The sequence below is a fragment of the Mycobacterium sp. JS623 genome (assembly GCF_000328565.1).
GTDB lineage: Bacteria > Actinomycetota > Actinomycetes > Mycobacteriales > Mycobacteriaceae > Mycobacterium.
Map to the genome: position 1 here is coordinate 5102658 of NC_019966.1, position 19132 is coordinate 5121789.

A 19132-nucleotide genomic window follows, 5' to 3' on the forward strand; every position below is an offset into this window, starting at 1 on the left:
TTAGAGGGGGTGTCCGTTGGCGTAGGCCGTCGCCCAGTCCCGCACCGTACGGGCGTACTGGTCGGAGTGGTTGTAGGCGTGCAGCGCGTCCATCCAGCCGCGGGGCTTGGCCAGGTCCTTGCCGCGCCAGCACAGATAACCGGCCGCCGACAACGCGGCGTCGTCGATGTTGTCCGGGCTGACGATGCCGTCGTTGTTGGCGTCGACGCCGTAGAGCTTCCACGTCTCGGGGATGAACTGCATCGGGCCCATGGCGCGGGCGAATTCGGGGTCGCCGTCAGCTTCGCCGTCGTTGTCGATGATCTCCAGGTTGCCGTTGGTGCCGTCGAGTCGCACGCCGCGGATCGGCGGGGTGACGTCGCCGTCGGGCGCGATGACCGCCCCGCGGTAGGTGCCGTGGTGGCTCTCCACTTGCCCGATGCCTGCCAGCGTCGTCCACGCGATGTGGCAGTCGGGGTTTTCCACCTCGGCGACGCGCGCGGCGTACGCGTAGGCCTCGAGCGCGGTGACCGGAAGGCCCAAGGCGGGCGCTCGCTGCGCCGCCCAATCGTGCAGCTGGTCGGCTGGCCGGCCCTTGGCGTGCGTGTCGATCTTGGGCACCGGTTCACCGGGCGGCGGCGGCACGCCGTCAGGGATCGGCGTGCCCAGCTGCCACGAGCAGGAAGAGGCCATCAGCAGCACTGTCGCGCCTATCACCGCGACAGCCCGCAGCCAACGCACTGGCGACACCGGACTCCCTCAAACCCACTGTGGTCGTTGCCCATCGTCCCACGCGTTCGGAGTAGATCGGCAACCGTCATCGAGCGTGTACCCTCCAACTCGCACCCTGCTAAGGTAAGGCACACCTTGGTTTGGACAGCCAAAGCAAACAGCGCGGATAGTCGTAGCGAGGACAAGTCGATGACTGCTGGTACGGACCTTCACGTCAGTATTCAGGCCGCCGCACCCAACATCACATCGCAGCTGTTCGGCAGTGGTTTGATCGGCCTGCGCGAGGGTCTCGAGGCCGCGATCGTGGTCAGCATCCTCGTCGCGTTTCTGGTCAAGTCCGACCGCCGCGACGCGCTCAAGTGGGTATGGCTGGGCGTCGGCGCAGCTATCGCGATGACCGTCGCAGTCTTCCTGGTGATCCAATTCGGCGAAAACACGATCTCGGGGTTGGCGGCCGAGGCGATCGCCGGCATCGCCTCGCTGGCGGCCGTCGTCATTGTCACGACGATGGTGCTCTGGATGAAGCGGGCGGCCGCCTCGATGTCCGGCGAGCTGCGCAGCGATATGCAGCGCGCGCTCGAGACCGGGTCGATGGCCGTGTTGGCGCTGGCGTTTCTTGCGGTCGGTCGAGAGGGCGTCGAGACCGCACTGTTCATGGTCGGCTATGCCGAGGCGCAGACGTCGTGGCCGCTGATCGGCCTCGTGATCGGCGTCGTGGTCGCCGCCGCGATCGCGTACGGGATGTATGCGGGCGCCGTGCGTATCAACCTCGCCAAGTTCTTCAAGTACACGGGCGTCTTCCTGATCCTCGTCGCCGCGGGAATCCTGTCCTACGGCGTCGGGGCGCTGCAGACCGTCGGCTGGCTACCGGGCTTGGCGGACAAGGCATTTGACATCAGCACGTGGTTCAACTGGTCGTCCGGGTACGCCGAGATCATCCAAGGCGTCTTCAACGTCACGCCAACGCCGACCGTTTTTCAGCTCGTCGCGTGGCTGGCCTATCTCGGCATCGTGCTGTCGATCTTCCTGCGCCCGACGAAGGCGCCCGCGAAACCCGATCCGTCACCACAACCTCTACCCGAACCCGAAAGGTCCACCACGTGAAGCTTCATACGACCATCGCCGTCGCCGCGGCTGCGTTGGCTGGTCTGGCGCTGACGAGCTGCCAGGCCAAGGAGCAGGCGGCTCCTGCCGAGCCGGGCAAGAGTGCTTCGGAGATCACGGTCAACGCGTCGGACAGCGCATGCGAGCTGTCGGGCACCGAAGGTTCGACCGGAGCCAACACCTTCGTGATCACCAACAACGGCAACAAGGTCACCGAGTTCTACGTGTACGGCGAGGGCGAGCGCGTCATGGGCGAGGTGGAGAACATCTCCCCCGGGCTGCAGCGCAAGCTGATCGTTCAGCTCGGCGAGCCAGGCACCTACCAGACCGCGTGCAAGCCGGGCATGGTCGGCGACGGCATCCGTGGGGACTTCAAGGTCACCGGCGACAAGGTCACGGTCGGCGAAGCGGGCAAGTTCAAAGAGGCGTCGGAGAGCTACAAGCGGTACGTGAACAGCCAGACCGACGCGTTGATCGCCGCGACTGGAGTTTTCGTCGACGCAATCAAGAAGGGCGACGTCAACGCGGCGAAGGCTCAGTACCCGCTGGCACGCACCTACTACGAGCGCATCGAGCCGGTGGCCGAATCATTCCCCGACGACCTCGATCCCCGAATCGACTTGCGCGAAGCCGATTTGGAGCCGGGCCAGAAGTGGACCGGCTTCCACCGGCTGGAGAAGGACCTGTGGGTCACCGGACTGCAGCCGGACAGCAAGGCGATGGCCGATCAGCTGATGGCCGATGTGAAGGAGCTCGACGCGGGTGTGAAGGCGCCGCCGTACAAGATCGATTCGACTCAAATCGCTGGTGGCGCACAGGGTCTGCTGGACGAGATCGCGTCGAAAAAGATCACCGGCGAGGAGGATATCTTCAGCCACACCGACCTGTGGGACTTCAAGGCCAATGTCGAGGGCTCGCAGACGGCGGTTGCTTCGGTGCGACCGATCCTCGACGAGCGCGATGCGGAGCTCGGCAAGAAGGTGGACCAGCGGTTCGCCGAAGTCGAGGCGCTGCTCGAAAAGTACCGCCAGGATGGCGGTTTCGTGTCCTACGACAAGGTGACCGAGCCGCAGCGCCAGGAGCTGTCGCGGGCGATCGACGCGTTGTCCGCAGAAGTAAGCCAGGTGCAGGGTGTCATCGCTCCCCGATAAGCCGGCGGCTCCTGGACTCTCGCGACGAAAGCTGTTCGGCGCGGCGGGGGTAACAGCCGCGGTCGTGGGCGCGGCGGGCGCGGGCGCTTTGGCGGGCCGGGCATCGGCTGCCAGTACGGAGTTCGGCGGGCTGGACAAGCCGATCCCGTTCCGCGGCGAGCGCCAGGCCGGCATCATCACGCCGCAGCAGGATCGGATGCACTTCTGCGCGTTCGATGTGACGACGGACAGCCGCGACGACGTCATCGCGTTGCTGAAGCAGTGGACCGCGATGGCCGAGCGGATGACCCGGGGCGAGGATGCGGTGCACGACGGTGCGGTTGGCGGCAATCCCTATGCGCCGCCAGATGATACGGGCGAGGCGCTGGGTCTGCCTGCGTCGGGGCTGACGCTGACCATTGGGTTCGGGCCGTCGTTTTTCTCCAAGGACGGCAAGGACAGGTTTGGTATCGCTGCACAGCGTCCGGCCGCACTTGCGGACCTGCCGAAGTTCACCAACGAGATCATGGATCCCGCGAAGTGTGGCGGCGACATCTGCATCCAGGCGTGCGCGCACGACCCGCAGGTCGCAGTGCACGCCGTGCGCAACTTGGCCCGGGTGGGTTTCGGCACGGTGGCGGTGAAGTACTCGCAGCTCGGGTTTGGCCGGACGTCGTCGACGACGCGCGAACAGGTGACCCCGCGAAACATGTTGGGCTTCAAGGACGGAACCAACAACATCAAGGCCGAGGATCACGAGGCGCTGGACAAGAACGTCTGGGTGGCCAAGGGGGATGGTCCGGATTGGTTGACGGGCGGCACGTATCTGGTGACGCGGCGCATTCGCAATCGCATCGAGGCATGGGACCGCACCTCGCTCAAGGAGCAGGAACGGGTGATCGGTCGGCAGAAGGGCAGCGGGGCGCCCAACGGCTACGGCGACGAGTTCGCGCCGGTGGACTTCGACATCACGGACGCCGACGGGACTCCTTTGGTCGATGTTGATGCGCATATTCGGCTGGTCGCGCCCGAGCATGTCGGCGGGATCAAGATGCTGCGCCGCGGGTACAACTTCACCGACGGGTCCGATGGGTTTGGGCACCTCGATGCGGGACTGTTCTTCATCGCGTTCGTGCGGAGCCCCGCGACGAACTTTATCCCGGTGTTGTCGCAGATGTCCACTGACGCGCTGAACGAGTACATCTTCCACACCGGCACAGCGGTTTTCGCGTGCCCGCCGGGTTTGCGGGAAGGTGACACGTCGGCGTACTGGGGCTCGACGCTGTTCGGCTGAGCTTCAGGGGCGCATGCCAAAGTGCGTGCGGGTTGGGACGCTGCGGCGGTGAAAGCCCGCGAAGGGGCGAAAGCTCGCCCACGGGTGAAAGATCGGCTAGGCGGTGAACTTCGCCGCCGCGGCTTCCTCTTCGGGCTCCTCGGCTTCATCCTCGGGCTCGGCCACGGCCTCTTCAGTCGAGATGCCGTCTGGCGCGGGCTCAGAGGGCGCGGGCTCGGGACGAGAGGGCGAAGGCTCTGGCACGTCCACCGGCGCCGGCTCCGGTACCTCGACCGGCGCGGGCTCTGGCACATCGGCGGGCGCCGGCTCCGGAACGTCGGCGGGCGTCGGCTCCGGGATGCGGTCAGGTGCCGGCTCGGTGTCCTCGGCCTGCGCCTCGTTTTGCTCGTCCACGACATCCTCGACGGCCACGGGCGTCCAGTACGACCGCCACTCCTCCTCGGAGATCTCCCCGAGCTTCGACACGTCCAGTTCCTCCGGCACATCCTCACCGCGGCGGCCTGCCGCAATCGCATGCTCGACTCGTCGCACGGTATCCATGAACTCCAAAACCGCTGAGCGCAAAACGTTTTCGGCGTCCGAATCCACCGACACCGTCACATTCGTGATGGTCTCCGGGATCAGATCGGCCGGCAGTCCCGCGGCCGCCACCCGCTCAAGTACCTTCTGCGCCAACGCCAATGCCGGCTGTCCGGTCGGCACGTCGTCCATCGACGAGTCGCGCGACTTCTCCAGCTTCTTGCGCTCTTCCCACTGCGCAAGCTGTTCGTCCAGCGAAATCGACTCACCAGCCAGCACCGCAGGCACCCGATTGCCGAGCTTGCGCACCAGCGAATCCGCTACGTCGTCAATGGTGAACGGATGCTGCGGCGCGTCCTCGGCGATGCGCGCGTGAAAGAGCACCTGCAGCAACACGTCCCCGAGCTCCTCGCGCAGCTCGTCGGCGTTGCCGCCGCGGACTGCGTCGAACACCTCGTAAGTCTCCTCGAGCAGATAGCGTCGCAACGAATCATGCGTTTGCTCGCTCTCCCACGGGCCCGAGGTGCGCAGCTTGTCCATCATCGCCACCGCGTCGACCAACCGCTCCCCCGGCGAGGCCTCCGGCGCCGCGATCAACTTGTCGCCCGCCGCCAGCCGCGCAACGACCGCGGGGTGGTCCCGATCCGACGACAGCAACACCGGCGCATCATCGCCGTCGTAAGCCGGCCGCGCCGCGGGCAGCGACCACGGCACCTTGACGGGCATCTCTTCGGTGTACTGGACATCACCGGTCAGCAAGTCAATTGCCTCGACCGGGACGAGCGAAGGACGACGAGGGTCGACCAGGACGACCGTCATGTCGCCTGTCGCTTGTCACTCATCGCCGTACCTCCGAACTTCGTTATATCAACACCTTCCTGGGCTTTTCCATCGAGGGCCAACACCAGACCGGCCACCATGGCGGTCAATTCAAGATCACGAATCCGCGGCGCCCCAACGCCGGAACCCGCCCGCGGGATCGGCACCTGAACCGTCGACGTCGTCGCGCGGTAGTGGGCACCCGGGTACAGCCGCTTGAGTCGTAGTTGCTGCGAGTCGGCCAGCTGCAGCGGCGAGACCCGCAAGGTCGACTCCGATACGGAGCTGACTTCGGTGATCCCGTATTGGCGGAGCAACAACCGCAACCGCGCCACAGCAACCAATCTCTGCGCGGCTGCCGGCAGCGGTCCGTACCGGTCGACCAACTCCTCGATCACCGCATCCACCGCCGCGTCATCGGCCGCCGCCGCCAAGCGGCGATACGCCTCCAACCGCAACCGGTCGCTGCCGATGTAGTCCGGCGGCAAATGCGCGTCGACCGGCAGATCGATTCGCACATCCTTCGGTTCCTCAGGCGCCACAACGGTTTTCCCGTCGGCGGCAGCGCGGTACGCCTCGACGGCCTCGCCGACCAACCGCACATACAGGTCGAAGCCAACGCCAGCCACGTGCCCGGACTGCTCGACACCCAAAACGTTTCCCGCACCGCGGATTTCGAGGTCCTTCATCGCGACGGCCATACCCGCGCCGAGCTCGTTGTTCTGCGCGATCGTCGCAAGCCGGTCGTACGCCGTCTCCGTCAACGGCACCTCGGGCGGATACAGGAAGTACGCGTAACCACGCTCACGGCTACGGCCGACCCTGCCCCGCAGCTGATGCAATTGCGAAAGACCGAACGTGTCGGCACGGTCCACGATCAACGTGTTGGCGTTCGAAATGTCAAGGCCCGTCTCGACAATCGTCGTGCACACCAGAATGTCGAACTCGCGGTTCCAGAAGCCTTCGACCGTGCGCTCCAACAGATCCTCATTCATCTGTCCGTGCGCGACCGCGACCCGCGCCTCCGGCACCAACGCGCTGACCCGCGCGGCCGCCTGGTCGATTGACCGCACCCGATTGTGGATGTAGAACGCCTGCCCGTCGCGCAGCATCTCGCGCCGCAACGCCGCCGCGATCTGTTTGTCGTCATGCGGGCCGACGTACGTCAGCACCGGGTAGCGCTCCTCGGGCGGCGTGAGGATGGTCGACATCTCGCGGATGCCCGCCAGGCTCATCTCCAGCGTGCGTGGGATCGGGGTGGCGCTCATGGTCAGCACGTCGACGTGGGTGCGCATCGACTTGATGTGCTCCTTGTGCTCGACGCCGAACCGCTGCTCTTCGTCGACCACGACCAGGCCGAGGTCCTTCCACGTCACGCCGGTCTGGATCAGCCGATGCGTGCCGATCACGATGTCGACCGAACCGTCCTTCATGCCCGCCAGCACCGCCCGCGATTCGGCGGGGTCAGTGAACCGCGACAGCCCCTTCACGGTGACCGGGAAGCCGGCCATCCGCTCCGAGAACGTCTGCAAATGCTGATCGGCCAGCAGCGTCGTCGGCACCAATACCGCGACCTGCTTACCGTCCTGGACCGCCTTGAACGCCGCACGCACCGCGATCTCGGTCTTGCCGTAGCCCACGTCGCCGCAGATCACCCGGTCCATCGGGACCGGCTTCTCCATATCGCTTTTGACTTCGGTGATCGCGGTCAGTTGGTCGACCGTCTCGGTGAAGCCGAACGCGTCCTCCATCTCGGCCTGCCACGGGGTGTCCGGGGCGAACGCGTGGCCGGGCGAGGCCTGCCGTTTGGCGTACAGCGACACCAACTCGGCCGCAATTTCGCGGACCGCGCGGCGCGCCTTGGTCTTCGTGTTGGCCCAGTCGCTGCCGCCGAGCCTGGACAACGTCGGCGCCTCGCCGCCGACATAGCGGGACAGCTGATCCAAGGAGTCCATCGGGACATAGAGCCGGTCGGAGCCGCCGCCGCGCTTGGCCGATCCGTATTCGAGCACCAGGTATTCGCGACGCGCACCGCCCACCACGCGCTCAGTCATCTCGACGAACCGGCCGATGCCGTGCTGATCGTGCACCACCAGATCGCCCGCGGTCAGCGCCAGCGGGTCGACGACGTTGCGGCGCTTGGCCGCCAGCCGCTTGCCCTCGGTGGCCGTCGCGCGGTTGCCGGTCAGGTCGGTTTCGGTGATCACCACCAGGTTGGCGCCCGGGATCACCACACCGTCGTGCAGCGGGCCCTTGAGCACGCCGACGACGCCCTGCTTGGGCGACTCGCCATCCTCCAAAAAGGTTGCAGGAGTATCGGATTCACCCAATTGCTCGATGATGCGGTGCGCGGTGCCGGTGCCGGGCGTGACGACCGCGGCATAACCACCGGTGGCGACGTGTGCGCGCAGCATCGCGAAGATCTCGGCTTGAAAGTCTGGGTTGGGCTGCGCCCTGCGCGCCGACGGCGCAGGCCGGACATTGAGCTCGAGCGCGGCCTCGTCGGACAGCTGCGACAGTGTCCACCAGGGGTGTCCGCCCTCACGGGCCGCGGCGCGGGCGTCGTCAAGTTCGACGAACCCCGACGCGCCGAGCGCCTCGATGTCGATCGGCACGTCACCGCCGACCGCCGCCGTCGACCACGACGCCTCGAGGAATTCGCGGCCCGTCTTGATCAGGTCGGCCGCCCGCGTGCGGACCTTCTCGGGATCGCAGATCAATACGGGCGTGCCGGCGGGCAGGTGCGCGGACAGTGTCGCCAGCTCGGAGCCCGATGTCGCGGCCGTCGCCGCTCGGCTTGGCCGCAGCAGCGGCAGCAGCGCCTCCATCCCGTCGACCGGGATGCCCTCGGCCAGCTTGGCCAGCATGTCGGGCACGCCGCCCGGCACGCTGTTCTCCCGCACTGGGTGCTCGGCGGACAGCTTGGCGGCGCGGTCACGGACGTCGTCGGTGAGCAGCACCTCGCGGCACGGCACCGCGACCACGAAGTCGACGGCGATCTCCGGGATGGAGCGCTGGTCGGCGACGGAGAACATCCGCAGCTCGGAAACTTCGTCGCCCCAGAACTCGACGCGCACCGGGTGCTCGGCGGTGGGCGGGAAGATGTCGAGGATGCCGCCACGGACCGCGAACTCGCCGCGCTTGCCGACCATGTCGACCCGCTCATACGCCAGCTCGACGAGCCGCGCGATGACGGCGTCGAAATCGGCCTCGGCGCCGAGAGTCAACGTGACCGGCTCGATGTCGGCGACGTCGGGCGCCATCGGCTGCAGCAGCGATCGCGTGGTCGTGACCACGACACGCAGCGGCGGGCCGAGGCGCGCGTCGTCAGGATGGCTCAGCCGTCGCAGCACCATCAGCCGCGCACCGACGGTGTCGACGCCGGGCGAGAGCCGCTCGTGGGGCAGCGTCTCCCAGGACGGGAACATCGCGACGGCATCGCCGAAAACGCCGCGCAGTTCGGCGGTCAGATCATCGGCTTCACGGCCGGTGGCGGTGACGACAAGCAGCGGCCCGGCTTGCGCGATTGCGCACGCCGCGAACAGCCGGGCGCTGGCCGGCCCGACGAGGGTGAGATCGCTGGGTCTGTCGGCGGCGCGGCGGGCGACGTCCTGAAGTGAGGGATCCCGTAGCGCCAGGTCAATCAGCCCCGCGATCGGGGTTTGGACATGGGTGTGCCCCGATGCGGTCATGATGTCGTCCATCCTAGGTGGTCGTCACCGACGCCCAAATTCACGTTTGCGCGCGAAAATACGGGTGCAGCGCGCCATTACGTCGATCTCGGCGAATGCAGAGGCCTACTCGTCGAGCAGCAGCGGATCGTCCTCGAGGTGGGCCAGCCCGTTCCAGCACAGGTTGACCAGATGCGCGGCCACGACTTCCTTCTTCGGCTCGCGCACGTCCAGCCACCACTGGGCCGTCATCGACACCGAGCCGACCAAAGCCTGGGCGTACAGCGGCGCCATCTCCGGGTCCAGACCGCGACGGGAGAAGTCGCCGGCCAGGATCGACGACACCTGGTTTACCGCGTCGTTCAGCAGCGTCGAGTAGGTGCCCGACGTGATGGCAGCAGGCGAGTCGCGAATCAGGATGCGAAAGCCGTCGGTGCGCTCCTCGATGTAGGTCAGCAGCGCCAGCGCCACCCGCTCGATCCGCAGCCGGGACCGGTTGTTGGTCATCAGCGTCAACGAATTCGTGATCCCGTCGAGCAGCGCCGACATCTCGCGGTCGACCACCACCGCGTAGAGCCCCTCCTTGCCGCCGAAGTGTTCATAGACGACTGGTTTGGAGACATTGGCGCGCTGCGCGATCTCCTCGATCGAGGTGCCGTCGTAGCCACGCTCGGCGAACAGCGTTCGCGCGACGTCGATCAGCTGATGCCGCCGCTCCGCGCCGGTCATCCTGGCGCGGGGTGCACGCACTTCCTTGTCGGGTGCTGCCACGCTAATCAGGCTAATCCCCCTCCCGCTCCGCTCGTGCGCCCTGGGACGTAGATGCGTTCGACTAGCATCACGAGTTGATCAGTCCGTCGTGGTGTAATCGGCAGCACCTCTGATTTTGGTTCAGATAGTTCAGGTTCGAGTCCTGGCGACGGAGCTCTATGTCCAATGTGCGCGGTGAGGCCGCTGTCCTGGTTTTGGCGGCCGGGGCGGGCACCCGCATGCGCTCAGACACCCCCAAGGTGCTGCACACCCTGGCCGGCCGCAGCATGCTCGCGCACGCGCTGCACTCGGTGGCCAACGCCGCACCCGGGCATCTCGTCGTCCTGCTTGGCCATGACCGCGACCGCGTCGAGCCCGCCGTCGCCGCGCTTGCCGAGGAGTTGGGTCGGCCCATCCAGGTCGCGGTTCAACAGGAGCAGCTGGGCACCGGTCATGCGGTGCGCTGCGCGTTGGCGGCGCTACCCGACGACTTCACCGGCGTCGTCGTCGTGACCTATGGCGATGTGCCGTTGCTGGACGCCGACACGCTGGCCGGGCTGATCGCCGCGCACAGCGCCGAGTCGGCCGCGGTGACCGTGCTGACCACAACGTTGGCCGATCCGACCGGCTACGGGCGGGTAGTGCGCACCGCCGACGGTGAAGTCATCGCCATCGTCGAGCATGCCGACGCCGGGCCGTCGGAGCTGACCATCCAGGAGATCAACGCCGGCGTCTACGCATTCGACGCCACGGCGCTGCGCTCGGCTCTGGACCGGCTCGAGCCGCACAACGCTCAGCAGGAGCTGTATCTGACCGACGTGATCTCGATCGTCCGCTCGGATGGGCTGGTCGTGCGGGCCAAGCACATCGACGACTCGACGCTGGTCGCCGGCGTCAACGACCGCGTGCAGCTGGCTGAGCTGGGCGCCGAGCTGAACCGGCGCATCGTCGCCGCGCATCAGCGGGCGGGGGTGACCATCGTCGATCCCGCCACGACGTGGATCGACGTCGACGTCACCATCGGTCGCGACACGGTGATCCGGCCCGGCACGCAGCTGCTCGGCTCGACCCGCATCGGCGGCCACTGCCTGATCGGGCCCGACACCACACTGGCCGACGTCACCGTCGGCGACCAGGCTTCGGTGGTCCGCACGCACGCCACGTCCGCCGCGATCGGTGACGGCGCCGACGTCGGGCCGTTCACCTATCTGCGGCCCGGCAGCGTGCTCGGCGCAGACGGCAAGCTCGGCGCGTTCGTCGAGACCAAGAACGCGACCATCGGCACCGGCACCAAGGTGCCGCACCTGACCTACGTCGGCGACGCCGACATCGGCGAGCACAGCAATATCGGCGCGTCGAGCGTCTTCGTCAACTACGACGGGGAGAACAAGAGCCGCACGACGATCGGCTCGCACGTGCGGACGGGGTCCGACACCATGTTCGTCGCGCCGGTGAATGTCGGCGACGGCGCGTACACCGGCGCGGGCACGGTGGTGCGCGAGGACGTGCCGCCCGGCGCGCTGGCCGTCTCGGCCGGCCCGCAGCGCAACATCGAGGGTTGGGTGGCGAAGAAACGGCCGGGGTCGAAGGCGGCCGCCGCAGCGGCGGCGGCATCAGGCACCGCCGAGGCCGCCCGTCGGGCCGCCTCTAGGCAGGCCGGCGAACCAACGGACTCGGGCGACGCCGCAAAGCCGTGAGCCGGTTGCCGATTGTTGGCCATCTGGCTACCCGTACGATTAGCCCGTAACGATCCCCAAGCAATGAGGGCACCGTGGGCACCGAGTGGACCGATAACCGCAAAAATCTGATGCTCTTCTCGGGTCGCGCGCACCCCGAACTGGCCGAGCAGGTGGCCAAGGAGCTCGACACTCCGGTCACCGCGCAGACCGCACGAGACTTCGCCAACGGCGAGATCTTCGTTCGCTTCGATGAGTCTGTTCGCGGCTGCGACGCGTTCGTACTGCAGTCGCATCCCGCGCCGCTGAACCAGTGGCTGATGGAACAGCTGATCATGATCGACGCTTTGAAGCGCGGCAGCGCCAAGCGAATCACCGCGATCCTGCCGTTCTATCCGTATGCCCGTCAGGACAAGAAGCACCGCGGCCGCGAGCCCATCTCGGCTCGACTGGTCGCCGACCTGCTCAAGACCGCCGGTGTCGACCGGATCATCACCGTCGATCTGCACACCGACCAGATCCAGGGCTTCTTCGACGGCCCGGTGGACCACATGCGGGCGCAGAACCTGCTGTGCGGCCACATCGCCGAGAACTACGCCGACCACGACATGGTCGTGGTCTCCCCCGACTCCGGCCGCGTGCGTGTCGCTGAGAAGTGGGCCGACGCGCTGGGCGGTGTCCCGCTGGCCTTCATCCACAAGACGCGCGACCCGCTGGTGCCCAACCAGGTGAAGTCCAACCGCGTCGTCGGTGACGTCAAGGGCAAGACCTGCATCCTCACGGACGACATGATCGACACCGGCGGCACGATCGCGGGTGCGGTGAAGCTGCTGCATCAGGACGGCGCGGGCGATGTGATCATCGCCGCGACACACGGCGTGCTGTCCGAACCGGCGTCGCAGCGACTGGCTGAGTGCGGTGCCCGCGAGGTGATCGTCACCAACACGCTGCCGATCGGTGAGGACAAGCAGTTCCCGCAGCTGACCGTGCTGTCGATTGCACCACTGCTGGCCAGCACCATCCGCGCGGTGTTCGAAAATGGTTCTGTCACTGGCCTTTTCGACGGGTCGGCGTAGTGGCAGAAAACGTCATCTATCACAACCCTAACTGCTCGACATCGCGTAAGACCCTGGATCTGTTGCGGGACAACGGCATCGATCCCGAAATCGTCCAGTATCTGAAGACGCCGCCGTCGCGGGCCGAGCTGGTCAAGATGATCAAGGACGCAGGCATCGACGTGCGCACCGCGGTGCGCAAGCGCGAAGCGCTGTATGCGGAGCTCGGATTGGCCGACGCGTCCGATGACGAGTTGCTCGACGCGATGGCCGAGCATCCGATCCTCATCGAGCGCCCATTCGTCATCACCCCCAAGGGCACCCGGCTGGCCCGGCCGATCGACGCGGTTCGCGAGATTTTGTGAAGCTGAGGCGAGGGCTGGTCGCCGCTCTCGCGGTGCTCACCGCAACAGCCTGTGGCGCGAAAACGCCTGACTATCAATCGGTTTGGTCGACGTCAGCCACGACAACCACGTCGACGACCAGCAATGCGGCGCCGGTCCCGATCGCGCAGTTCCTCGAGGAAAAGGGCGTCAAGGGCGACCCGGTCGCGCCGCAGAAGCTCAGCGGTCTGACGGTGACGATGCCGCAGCCGAAGGGTTGGACGCAGTACAACAATCCGAACTTCGCACCGGGCACGCAGATGATCGCCAAGAACGACACCTATCCCACCGCGATGCTCATCGTCTTCAAGCTGACCGGCGACTTCGACGTCAACGAGGCGATCAAGCACGGCTACGCCGACGCGCAACTGTCACAGAACTTCAAGCAGCTCAATGCTTCTACTGCGAACTGGCACGGCTTCCCGTCGGCGATGATCGAGGGCAGCTACGACCTCAACGGTCGCCGGATGCACAGCTACAACCGCATTGTGATCCCGACGACCGCGCCGCCGGCGAATCAGCGCTACCTCGTTCAGTTCACGGTGACGGGCTACGCCGAGAAGGCCGCCGAAGAGGCCCCGGACATCGAGGCCGTGATCGGCGGCTTCAACGTCGCATTGCCGAAGTAGACGACGCGTAGCGCCGAACTAGGCTTAGCGCCATGAGCCAGTGGACCGCCGCAGATCTGCCTTCCTTCACCGGGCGCACCGTGATCGTCACCGGTGCCAACAGCGGCCTCGGTGCGATCACCGCGCGCGAGCTCGCCCGCGTCGGCGCCAAGACGATCCTGGCCGTGCGCAACACCGCCAAGGGTGACGCCGCGGCCGCGGGGATGAGTGGTGACGTGGAGGTTCGTAAGCTCGACCTGCAGGACTTGGCGTCGGTGCGCGCCTTCGCCGACGGTGTCGACGGCGCCGACGTGCTGATCAACAACGCAGGGATCATGGCCGTGCCGTACGCGCAGACCGCCGACGGCTTCGAACGCCAGATCGGCACCAACCACCTCGGCCACTTCGCGCTGACCAACTTGCTGCTGCCGAAGATCACCGACCGGGTGGTCACTGTCGCGTCGATGATGCATCTCATCGGCCGCATCAATCTCAAGGACCTGAACTGGAAGTCGCGGCCATACCTCGCGTGGCCTGCCTACGGGCAGTCAAAGCTCGCGAATCTGCTGTTCACCAAGGAACTGCAGCGCCGTCTGGCGGCGGCGGGTTCACAGGTGAAGGCACTCGCCGCACATCCCGGATATTCGGCGACCGAACTGCAGTCGCACTCGACGGGCCTGTTCGGCAAGGTGTTCCAGGCAGGCAATTCGCTGATGGCCACGTCGGCCGAATTCGGCGCCCGCCAGACCTTGTACGCGGCGTCGCAGGAGCTGCCGGGCAACACGTACGTCGGACCGCGCGGCGCCTTCTGGGGGCCGACCGGGCCGACCCCGCTGCGCAGTCCGCTGGCACGCGACGCGAAGAAGGCGGCGGCGCTATGGGAGCTGTCCGAGCAGCTCACGGACACCAAATTTCCGCTCTGAACAGCTGATGCGCTAACCTTGCTGGCGATCACGGCGAGGGTGGCCCGGCCACCGTTATCGACGCGAGCCTCTTTTCAGTGGTGCGCCCTTGCTGTGCTGAGCACACGACACAGGAGCAGCACGAAAATGGCTAAGACTTCCACCGCGAACAAGCTGACCGCTGCGGTACGCACCGAGACGGGTAAGGGCGCGTCACGTCGCGCCCGTCGCCTCGGCAAGGTGCCCGCCGTTCTCTACGGCCACGGCAGCGACCCACAACACCTCGAACTCGATGCGCACGACTTCTCGGCCGTGCTGCGGCACTCGGGCACCAACGCGGTGCTCACCCTCGACATCGACGGCAAGGAGCAGCTCGCGCTGACCAAGGCGCTCGAGATCCATCCCATCCGCCGCAGCATCCAGCACGTCGACCTGCTCGTCGTGCGCCGTGGTGAAAAGGTGACCGTCGAGGTCAACGTCATCGTCGAGGGCGAGCCGGTTTCCGGGGCGCTCGTCACCCAGGACGCCAACACCATCACGGTCGAAGCCGACGTCCAGTCGATTCCCGACCACCTCACCGTGTCGATCGAGGGGGCGGAACTCGGCACCCAGTTCGCCGCCGGCGCCATCACGCTGCCGTCGGGCGTCACCCTGGTTTCGGACCCGGAGACGCTCGTCGTGAACGTCGTCGCCGCGCCGACCGCTGAGGAGATGGAAGGCGAGGGTGCCGGCGAGGCAGCCGAAGCCGAGGGCGAGGCACCGGCCGAAGCCGCCGAGGGCGAGGCGGCCGAAGAGGCGCCCGCCGAAGAGTCCGAGTAGACGGACGCCAATATGGCCGAAACCATTTTGGTGGTCGGCCTCGGCAACCCTGGAGCGCAGTACGCAACGACGCGGCACAACATCGGTTTCCTTGTCGCAGATATCCTTTCGGACCGCCTCGGTTCGGGGTTCAAGGTGCACAAGAAGTCGGGGGCCGAGGTGGCGACAGGCCGCCTCGGCGGTCAGTCTGTCGTGCTGGCCAAACCGCGGTGTTACATGAACGAGTCGGGGCGCCAGGTGGGGCCGCTGGCCAAGTTCTACTCGGTGCCGCCGGCCGACATCGTGGTGATCCACGACGAGCTCGACATCGACTTCGGCCGCATCCGGCTCAAGTTCGGCGGCGGTGTTGCGGGGCACAACGGGCTGCGCTCGGTGGGATCATCGTTGGGCACCAATGACTTTCAGCGTGTCCGCATAGGCATCGGCCGTCCGCCCGGTCGGATGGAAGGCGCGGCATTCGTGTTGGGAAACTTCACCAACGCTGAATGGCGCGAGGTTCCAACTATCTGCGAGCAGGCGGCCGACGCCACCGAACTCCTTGTGTCCCAAGGGCTTGAGCCAGCGCAGAATACGGTGCACGCCTGGGGGTAGAGCCGAGCGGACGGGTAGCGCCGTCAGGTGGTGCCGGACCCGCCGACCAACTGGCGAATCGCTTGAATTTCGCTGGTTTGGAAGGGCCGTCCATCGGGGTATACGAGGTCGCTGAACCACACCTTCGGAGCGCCGCGGTACGCGTGGTCCCACGAATCCCACGGCAGATACGTCTGCGTCTTGCCAGCGACAAAGCCCCAGTTGAATGCACCGACGTTGTGCCGCTTGGCGATTGGCAGGATTCCTTCGACGGTGTTGCCCAACGGCCGGGCCAGATACTCCGTGCAGAGAATCGGACGGCCCAGTGATGAAAGCTCGTTGATCTTGGCCTCGAACTCGGCCGGCTTGCCGTAGGAGTGGAAGGTGACCACGTCGGAGTTGTCGAGTTGAATGTCGCTGATATCGCTGCGGCTGCCCTCGTCCCAGCTTCCGGTCCAGACACCACTTGTCAGCGGTTGCACCGGGTTCACCGAACGCGCCCACTGAAAGACTTGGGGTAGCAGCGCCGCGACGAGATCCTGCTTGTCCTTCCTCTCCACTTTCCGATACACCCGTGCGGGATTGTCGGGCTCGTTCCACAAGTCCCAGCCCAAAATTCGGCTGTCACTTCGGAATTGGCCTACGACGCCCGTGACATAGGCGTACAGAACGTTGCGGTACTGCGGATCCCCGAGATGCTCGGCGCCCGGGCTCTGCACCCAGCCGGAGTTGTGCACGCCGGGTGTTGGCGGGCCCTGCGGGCCCACGCGGGGGAACGGGTTCCAGCACGAATCGAACAGCACGAACAAGGGCTTGATCCCGCGGTTGGCCGCGATGCCGACGAATTGCGTTAGGCGGCCGAGAAATCCGCGTGGATCTTGGGCCCAGAGCAGATCGTGGAGGAAGACCCGCACGCAGTTCAGCCCGAGCGATCGGGCGTAACCCAGTTCGGCGTCGATTCGTCGTGGGTCGTACGTACCCGGCTGAAACATCTCCAGCTGGTTGACGGCCGTCGACGTGACGTAGTTGGCGCCGACGAGCCAGCCTTGCGCTTGATACCAGCGATTGGCGTAGTCCGCCGTCCATCGAGTCGGCTCGGCGACAGCCGGAGGCAAACGGGTCATTGCAGCACCAACCGCCAGTAAGAGCGGCAGTTTTAGGGCTGTACGGCGGTGCACGCAGCAACGTTAGTGGCCCGCAGCCCCGTACTCAGACCTCCATATCGATTCGAAACCTGTTGGGTTCAAGATCGTTATCACGCCATCGGGTTGAGCAACACGCTGCACAGATGGGGCAGGTTCCCGAGAGGAATCCAGGCCACCAACGCGCGGCATGTCGAGGCCGCAAACCCGATTGGGCCGCCGCAGACCGGCCAGGCGCCGACGCCTTGAGTGCGCATGACGTTTCGCGCGACCCGGATCTGTTCGTCCCGACTCGCGGCGGCGGGTGACCCGACACCTCCGTTCGCGGCCCATGTGGCCGGCGTGAACTGAAGGCCGCCGTAGAAGCCGTTGCCGGTGTTCGCCGACCAGTTCCCTCCCGATTCGCATTGCGCCATTGCGTCCCAGTTGGGTTCGGCACCAGCGGTCGGAACTTGCAGCACCAGTTGAGCCATCGCGAGCGCGCCGGTTATCGCTAGCACGGCGATGACCTTGCGTAGGCGCATGTCGATCCCTTCGTAAGGCGCGCGGACGCGCACTCCAGTAAGGGCAGGGCGAGCGGGCGATGTCCCCGTTGCTCGGTCGTGATACTGAGCTTACTCATGAGGCGCGAGTTAAACAGCCTGTCTAATGAGTCTCAATGTATTCTTTGAGTCTATTTAATAGCTATGCGTCATATGAGGCTGGCGAGACTCACTGCTGCCGAGCCACGTCGGATAACCCGAGGTCAGCGGCGCGCATCTGGGGTTCAACGGCGACCGATGTCGTCACTCGCACGTACAAATGGCAAATGCCAATGTGACAGATGTTGTTTCTGTTGCCCGTGTTCTTAAGGTGTGCTATTTTTCGCCCAACAAGATCAATTCTGATGCTCTAGTGATAATTGGTGCAAATGTGATTGTTGTGACTAGGTGGGTTGACGACGTCAGCGTCCCCGAATGCCGCTGTCGACGACCTTCACCTGCTTGTGCGGGTAGCGGCGTTCGGCGTGCTCCTTGGCCGCGGAGTTGGGCAACACGTAGAGCGTCTCCTTCTTCTCTTGCAGCGGCTTCAGCACCAGATCCATGAACCCCTTGCGGTTGTCGAGATAGGGCTCGATGACGTCCTCGCCCGCTGGGCATACGGCGAGGCAGTACGCCGCCTTGTAATTCGCCTTGAACGAAAGGCTCTGCCACATCGACGCGTTCTCGGAATCGCTGACGCGCGAGCGGAAGTCGTCGGCATCGGCGCTGTCGGCGACGGTTTGCACGTAGTCGGTGAACCCGCCCATGAACTCGCGGTAGTTGTGCACCGAGCAGGCGACGAAATCGAAGTCGCCGTCCTTCTTGATCGCCCCGACCGGGCAGGCCGCCACACACAGCTTGCACTCCAGGCACGGCGAATAGTCAAGCGGCTCACCGTAACTGCTGACGGGTGCGGCCACCAGGATCGTGCCGAGCAGGATGAAGTTGCCGAACTTCGGGTGTATCACATTGCGGTGGATGCCCATCACACCGAGTCCTGACGCCACTGCGACCGGCTTGTGCGCCACCACCCAGATGCGACCGGGATAGCGGTCCATCTCCATTGGGAAGGACATCGACGGGTTGATCGCGCGGTATCCCGCGTCCTGCAACGCGCGGGTGATCCGATGTGCGGCCTCGTTCATGATCTCGCCGCTGCGATGGAACTCTTGGTTGGCGACGCTTCGCGCGGTCGAGCGGACATTGTCGCGATTCATCTTCACGACGAGTGAGATGTAGCTCTGCACGCCCGGCAGCGCCGCGTCGACGTGCTCGCGCTCGCTCGCCAGATCAGCGTTCTCGACACTTGCGAACGCGACGTCGTCGACACCGGCATCGAGGCACACCTGCCGCAGCCAGTCCGCGTCGATGACTCCCGGCTTCTCGGTCTTTCGAGCACGCACCTTGCGAACCGTCGGATGGTCGGCGAGGCGGGCCGGGATCTTCTCGATCGTCATG

General features: G+C 65.9%; 15 protein-coding genes, 1 tRNA gene and 2 pseudogenes. 11 read left to right on the forward strand and 7 right to left on the reverse strand.

The window, feature by feature from the left end; all coding sequences use genetic code 11:
- Positions 1–729, reverse strand: coding sequence for a lytic transglycosylase domain-containing protein (locus MYCSM_RS24880; protein ID WP_015308933.1), 729 nt, complete (start codon positions 727–729; stop codon positions 1–3).
- Positions 730–900: 171 nt separating this feature from the next.
- Here MYCSM_RS24880 and efeU point away from each other — a divergent pair, with 171 nt between their 5' ends.
- Genes efeU through efeB form a run of 3 tightly spaced genes read left to right on the forward strand, consistent with a single transcriptional unit; the run spans position 901 to position 4239 of the window.
- Positions 901–1815, forward strand: coding sequence for an iron uptake transporter permease EfeU (efeU, locus tag MYCSM_RS24885; protein ID WP_015308934.1), 915 nt, complete (start codon positions 901–903; stop codon positions 1813–1815).
- Positions 1812–2966, forward strand: coding sequence for an iron uptake system protein EfeO (efeO, locus tag MYCSM_RS24890; RefSeq protein ID WP_015308935.1), 1155 nt, complete (start codon positions 1812–1814; stop codon positions 2964–2966). Before efeU ends, efeO begins: the two co-directional genes overlap by 4 nt.
- Positions 2947–4239, forward strand: a complete 1293-nt coding sequence (gene efeB / locus MYCSM_RS24895) for an iron uptake transporter deferrochelatase/peroxidase subunit (RefSeq protein ID WP_015308936.1) — start codon at positions 2947–2949, stop codon at positions 4237–4239. The genes efeO and efeB overlap by 20 nt, the downstream gene beginning before the upstream one ends.
- A gap of 396 nt (positions 4240–4635) precedes the next feature.
- Here the strand turns inward: efeB and MYCSM_RS24900 are convergent.
- From MYCSM_RS24900 to MYCSM_RS24910, 3 genes and pseudogenes are all read right to left on the reverse strand, one after another.
- Positions 4636–5577 (reverse strand): annotated as a pseudogene (locus MYCSM_RS24900) (nucleoside triphosphate pyrophosphohydrolase); the annotation flags it as partial.
- Positions 5574–9269, reverse strand: a complete 3696-nt coding sequence (gene mfd, locus MYCSM_RS24905; RefSeq protein ID WP_015308938.1) for a transcription-repair coupling factor — start codon at positions 9267–9269, stop codon at positions 5574–5576. The gene mfd and the pseudogene MYCSM_RS24900, both read right to left, overlap by 4 nt.
- Positions 9270–9374: 105 nt before the next feature.
- Positions 9375–9977, reverse strand: coding sequence for a TetR/AcrR family transcriptional regulator (locus MYCSM_RS24910; protein WP_015308939.1), 603 nt, complete (start codon positions 9975–9977; stop codon positions 9375–9377).
- Between the two features lie 124 nt (positions 9978–10101).
- Between MYCSM_RS24910 and MYCSM_RS24915 the strand changes: the two genes are divergently transcribed.
- From MYCSM_RS24915 to pth, 8 genes are all read left to right on the forward strand, one after another.
- Positions 10102–10173 (forward strand) — tRNA-Gln (locus tag MYCSM_RS24915).
- A gap of 4 nt (positions 10174–10177) precedes the next feature.
- Positions 10178–11695 (forward strand): bifunctional UDP-N-acetylglucosamine diphosphorylase/glucosamine-1-phosphate N-acetyltransferase GlmU, encoded by a 1518-nt coding sequence (gene glmU, locus MYCSM_RS24920; protein ID WP_015308940.1) that lies wholly within the window; start codon positions 10178–10180, stop codon positions 11693–11695.
- A 74-nt stretch (positions 11696–11769) separates the two neighbouring features.
- On the forward strand, positions 11770–12750 hold the full coding sequence (locus tag MYCSM_RS24925) for a ribose-phosphate diphosphokinase (RefSeq protein ID WP_015308941.1): 981 nt from the start codon (positions 11770–11772) through the stop codon (positions 12748–12750).
- On the forward strand, positions 12750–13094 hold the full coding sequence (gene arsC, locus MYCSM_RS24930) for an arsenate reductase (glutaredoxin) (protein ID WP_015308942.1): 345 nt from the start codon (positions 12750–12752) through the stop codon (positions 13092–13094). The genes MYCSM_RS24925 and arsC overlap by 1 nt, the downstream gene beginning before the upstream one ends.
- Complete coding sequence (locus tag MYCSM_RS24935; RefSeq protein ID WP_015308943.1) at positions 13091–13741, forward strand: LpqN/LpqT family lipoprotein; 651 nt, start codon at positions 13091–13093, stop codon at positions 13739–13741. Before arsC ends, MYCSM_RS24935 begins: the two co-directional genes overlap by 4 nt.
- Positions 13742–13773: 32 nt before the next feature.
- Positions 13774–14643: an oxidoreductase gene (locus MYCSM_RS24940; protein ID WP_015308944.1), complete on the forward strand. Its 870-nt coding sequence runs from the start codon at positions 13774–13776 to the stop codon at positions 14641–14643.
- Positions 14644–14769: 126 nt separating this feature from the next.
- Positions 14770–15441: a 50S ribosomal protein L25/general stress protein Ctc gene (locus tag MYCSM_RS24945; protein WP_015308945.1), complete on the forward strand. Its 672-nt coding sequence runs from the start codon at positions 14770–14772 to the stop codon at positions 15439–15441.
- Positions 15442–15453: 12 nt separating this feature from the next.
- Positions 15454–16032, forward strand: a complete 579-nt coding sequence (pth, locus tag MYCSM_RS24950) for an aminoacyl-tRNA hydrolase (protein ID WP_015308946.1) — start codon at positions 15454–15456, stop codon at positions 16030–16032.
- A 23-nt stretch (positions 16033–16055) separates the two neighbouring features.
- On the opposite strand, the gene MYCSM_RS24955 is transcribed toward pth, so the two are convergent.
- From MYCSM_RS24955 to MYCSM_RS24965, 3 genes and pseudogenes are all read right to left on the reverse strand, one after another.
- Positions 16056–17189, reverse strand: coding sequence for a cellulase family glycosylhydrolase (locus MYCSM_RS24955; protein ID WP_015308947.1), 1134 nt, complete (start codon positions 17187–17189; stop codon positions 16056–16058).
- Positions 17190–17266: 77 nt separating this feature from the next.
- Positions 17267–17581, reverse strand: a pseudogene (locus MYCSM_RS24960) (transglycosylase family protein); the annotation flags it as partial.
- A 515-nt stretch (positions 17582–18096) separates the two neighbouring features.
- A complete protein-coding gene (locus MYCSM_RS24965; RefSeq protein WP_015308949.1) occupies positions 18097–19131 on the reverse strand; it encodes a 4Fe-4S binding protein in 1035 nt (344 codons plus the stop codon).
- Position 19132: the final 1 nt, after the last annotated feature.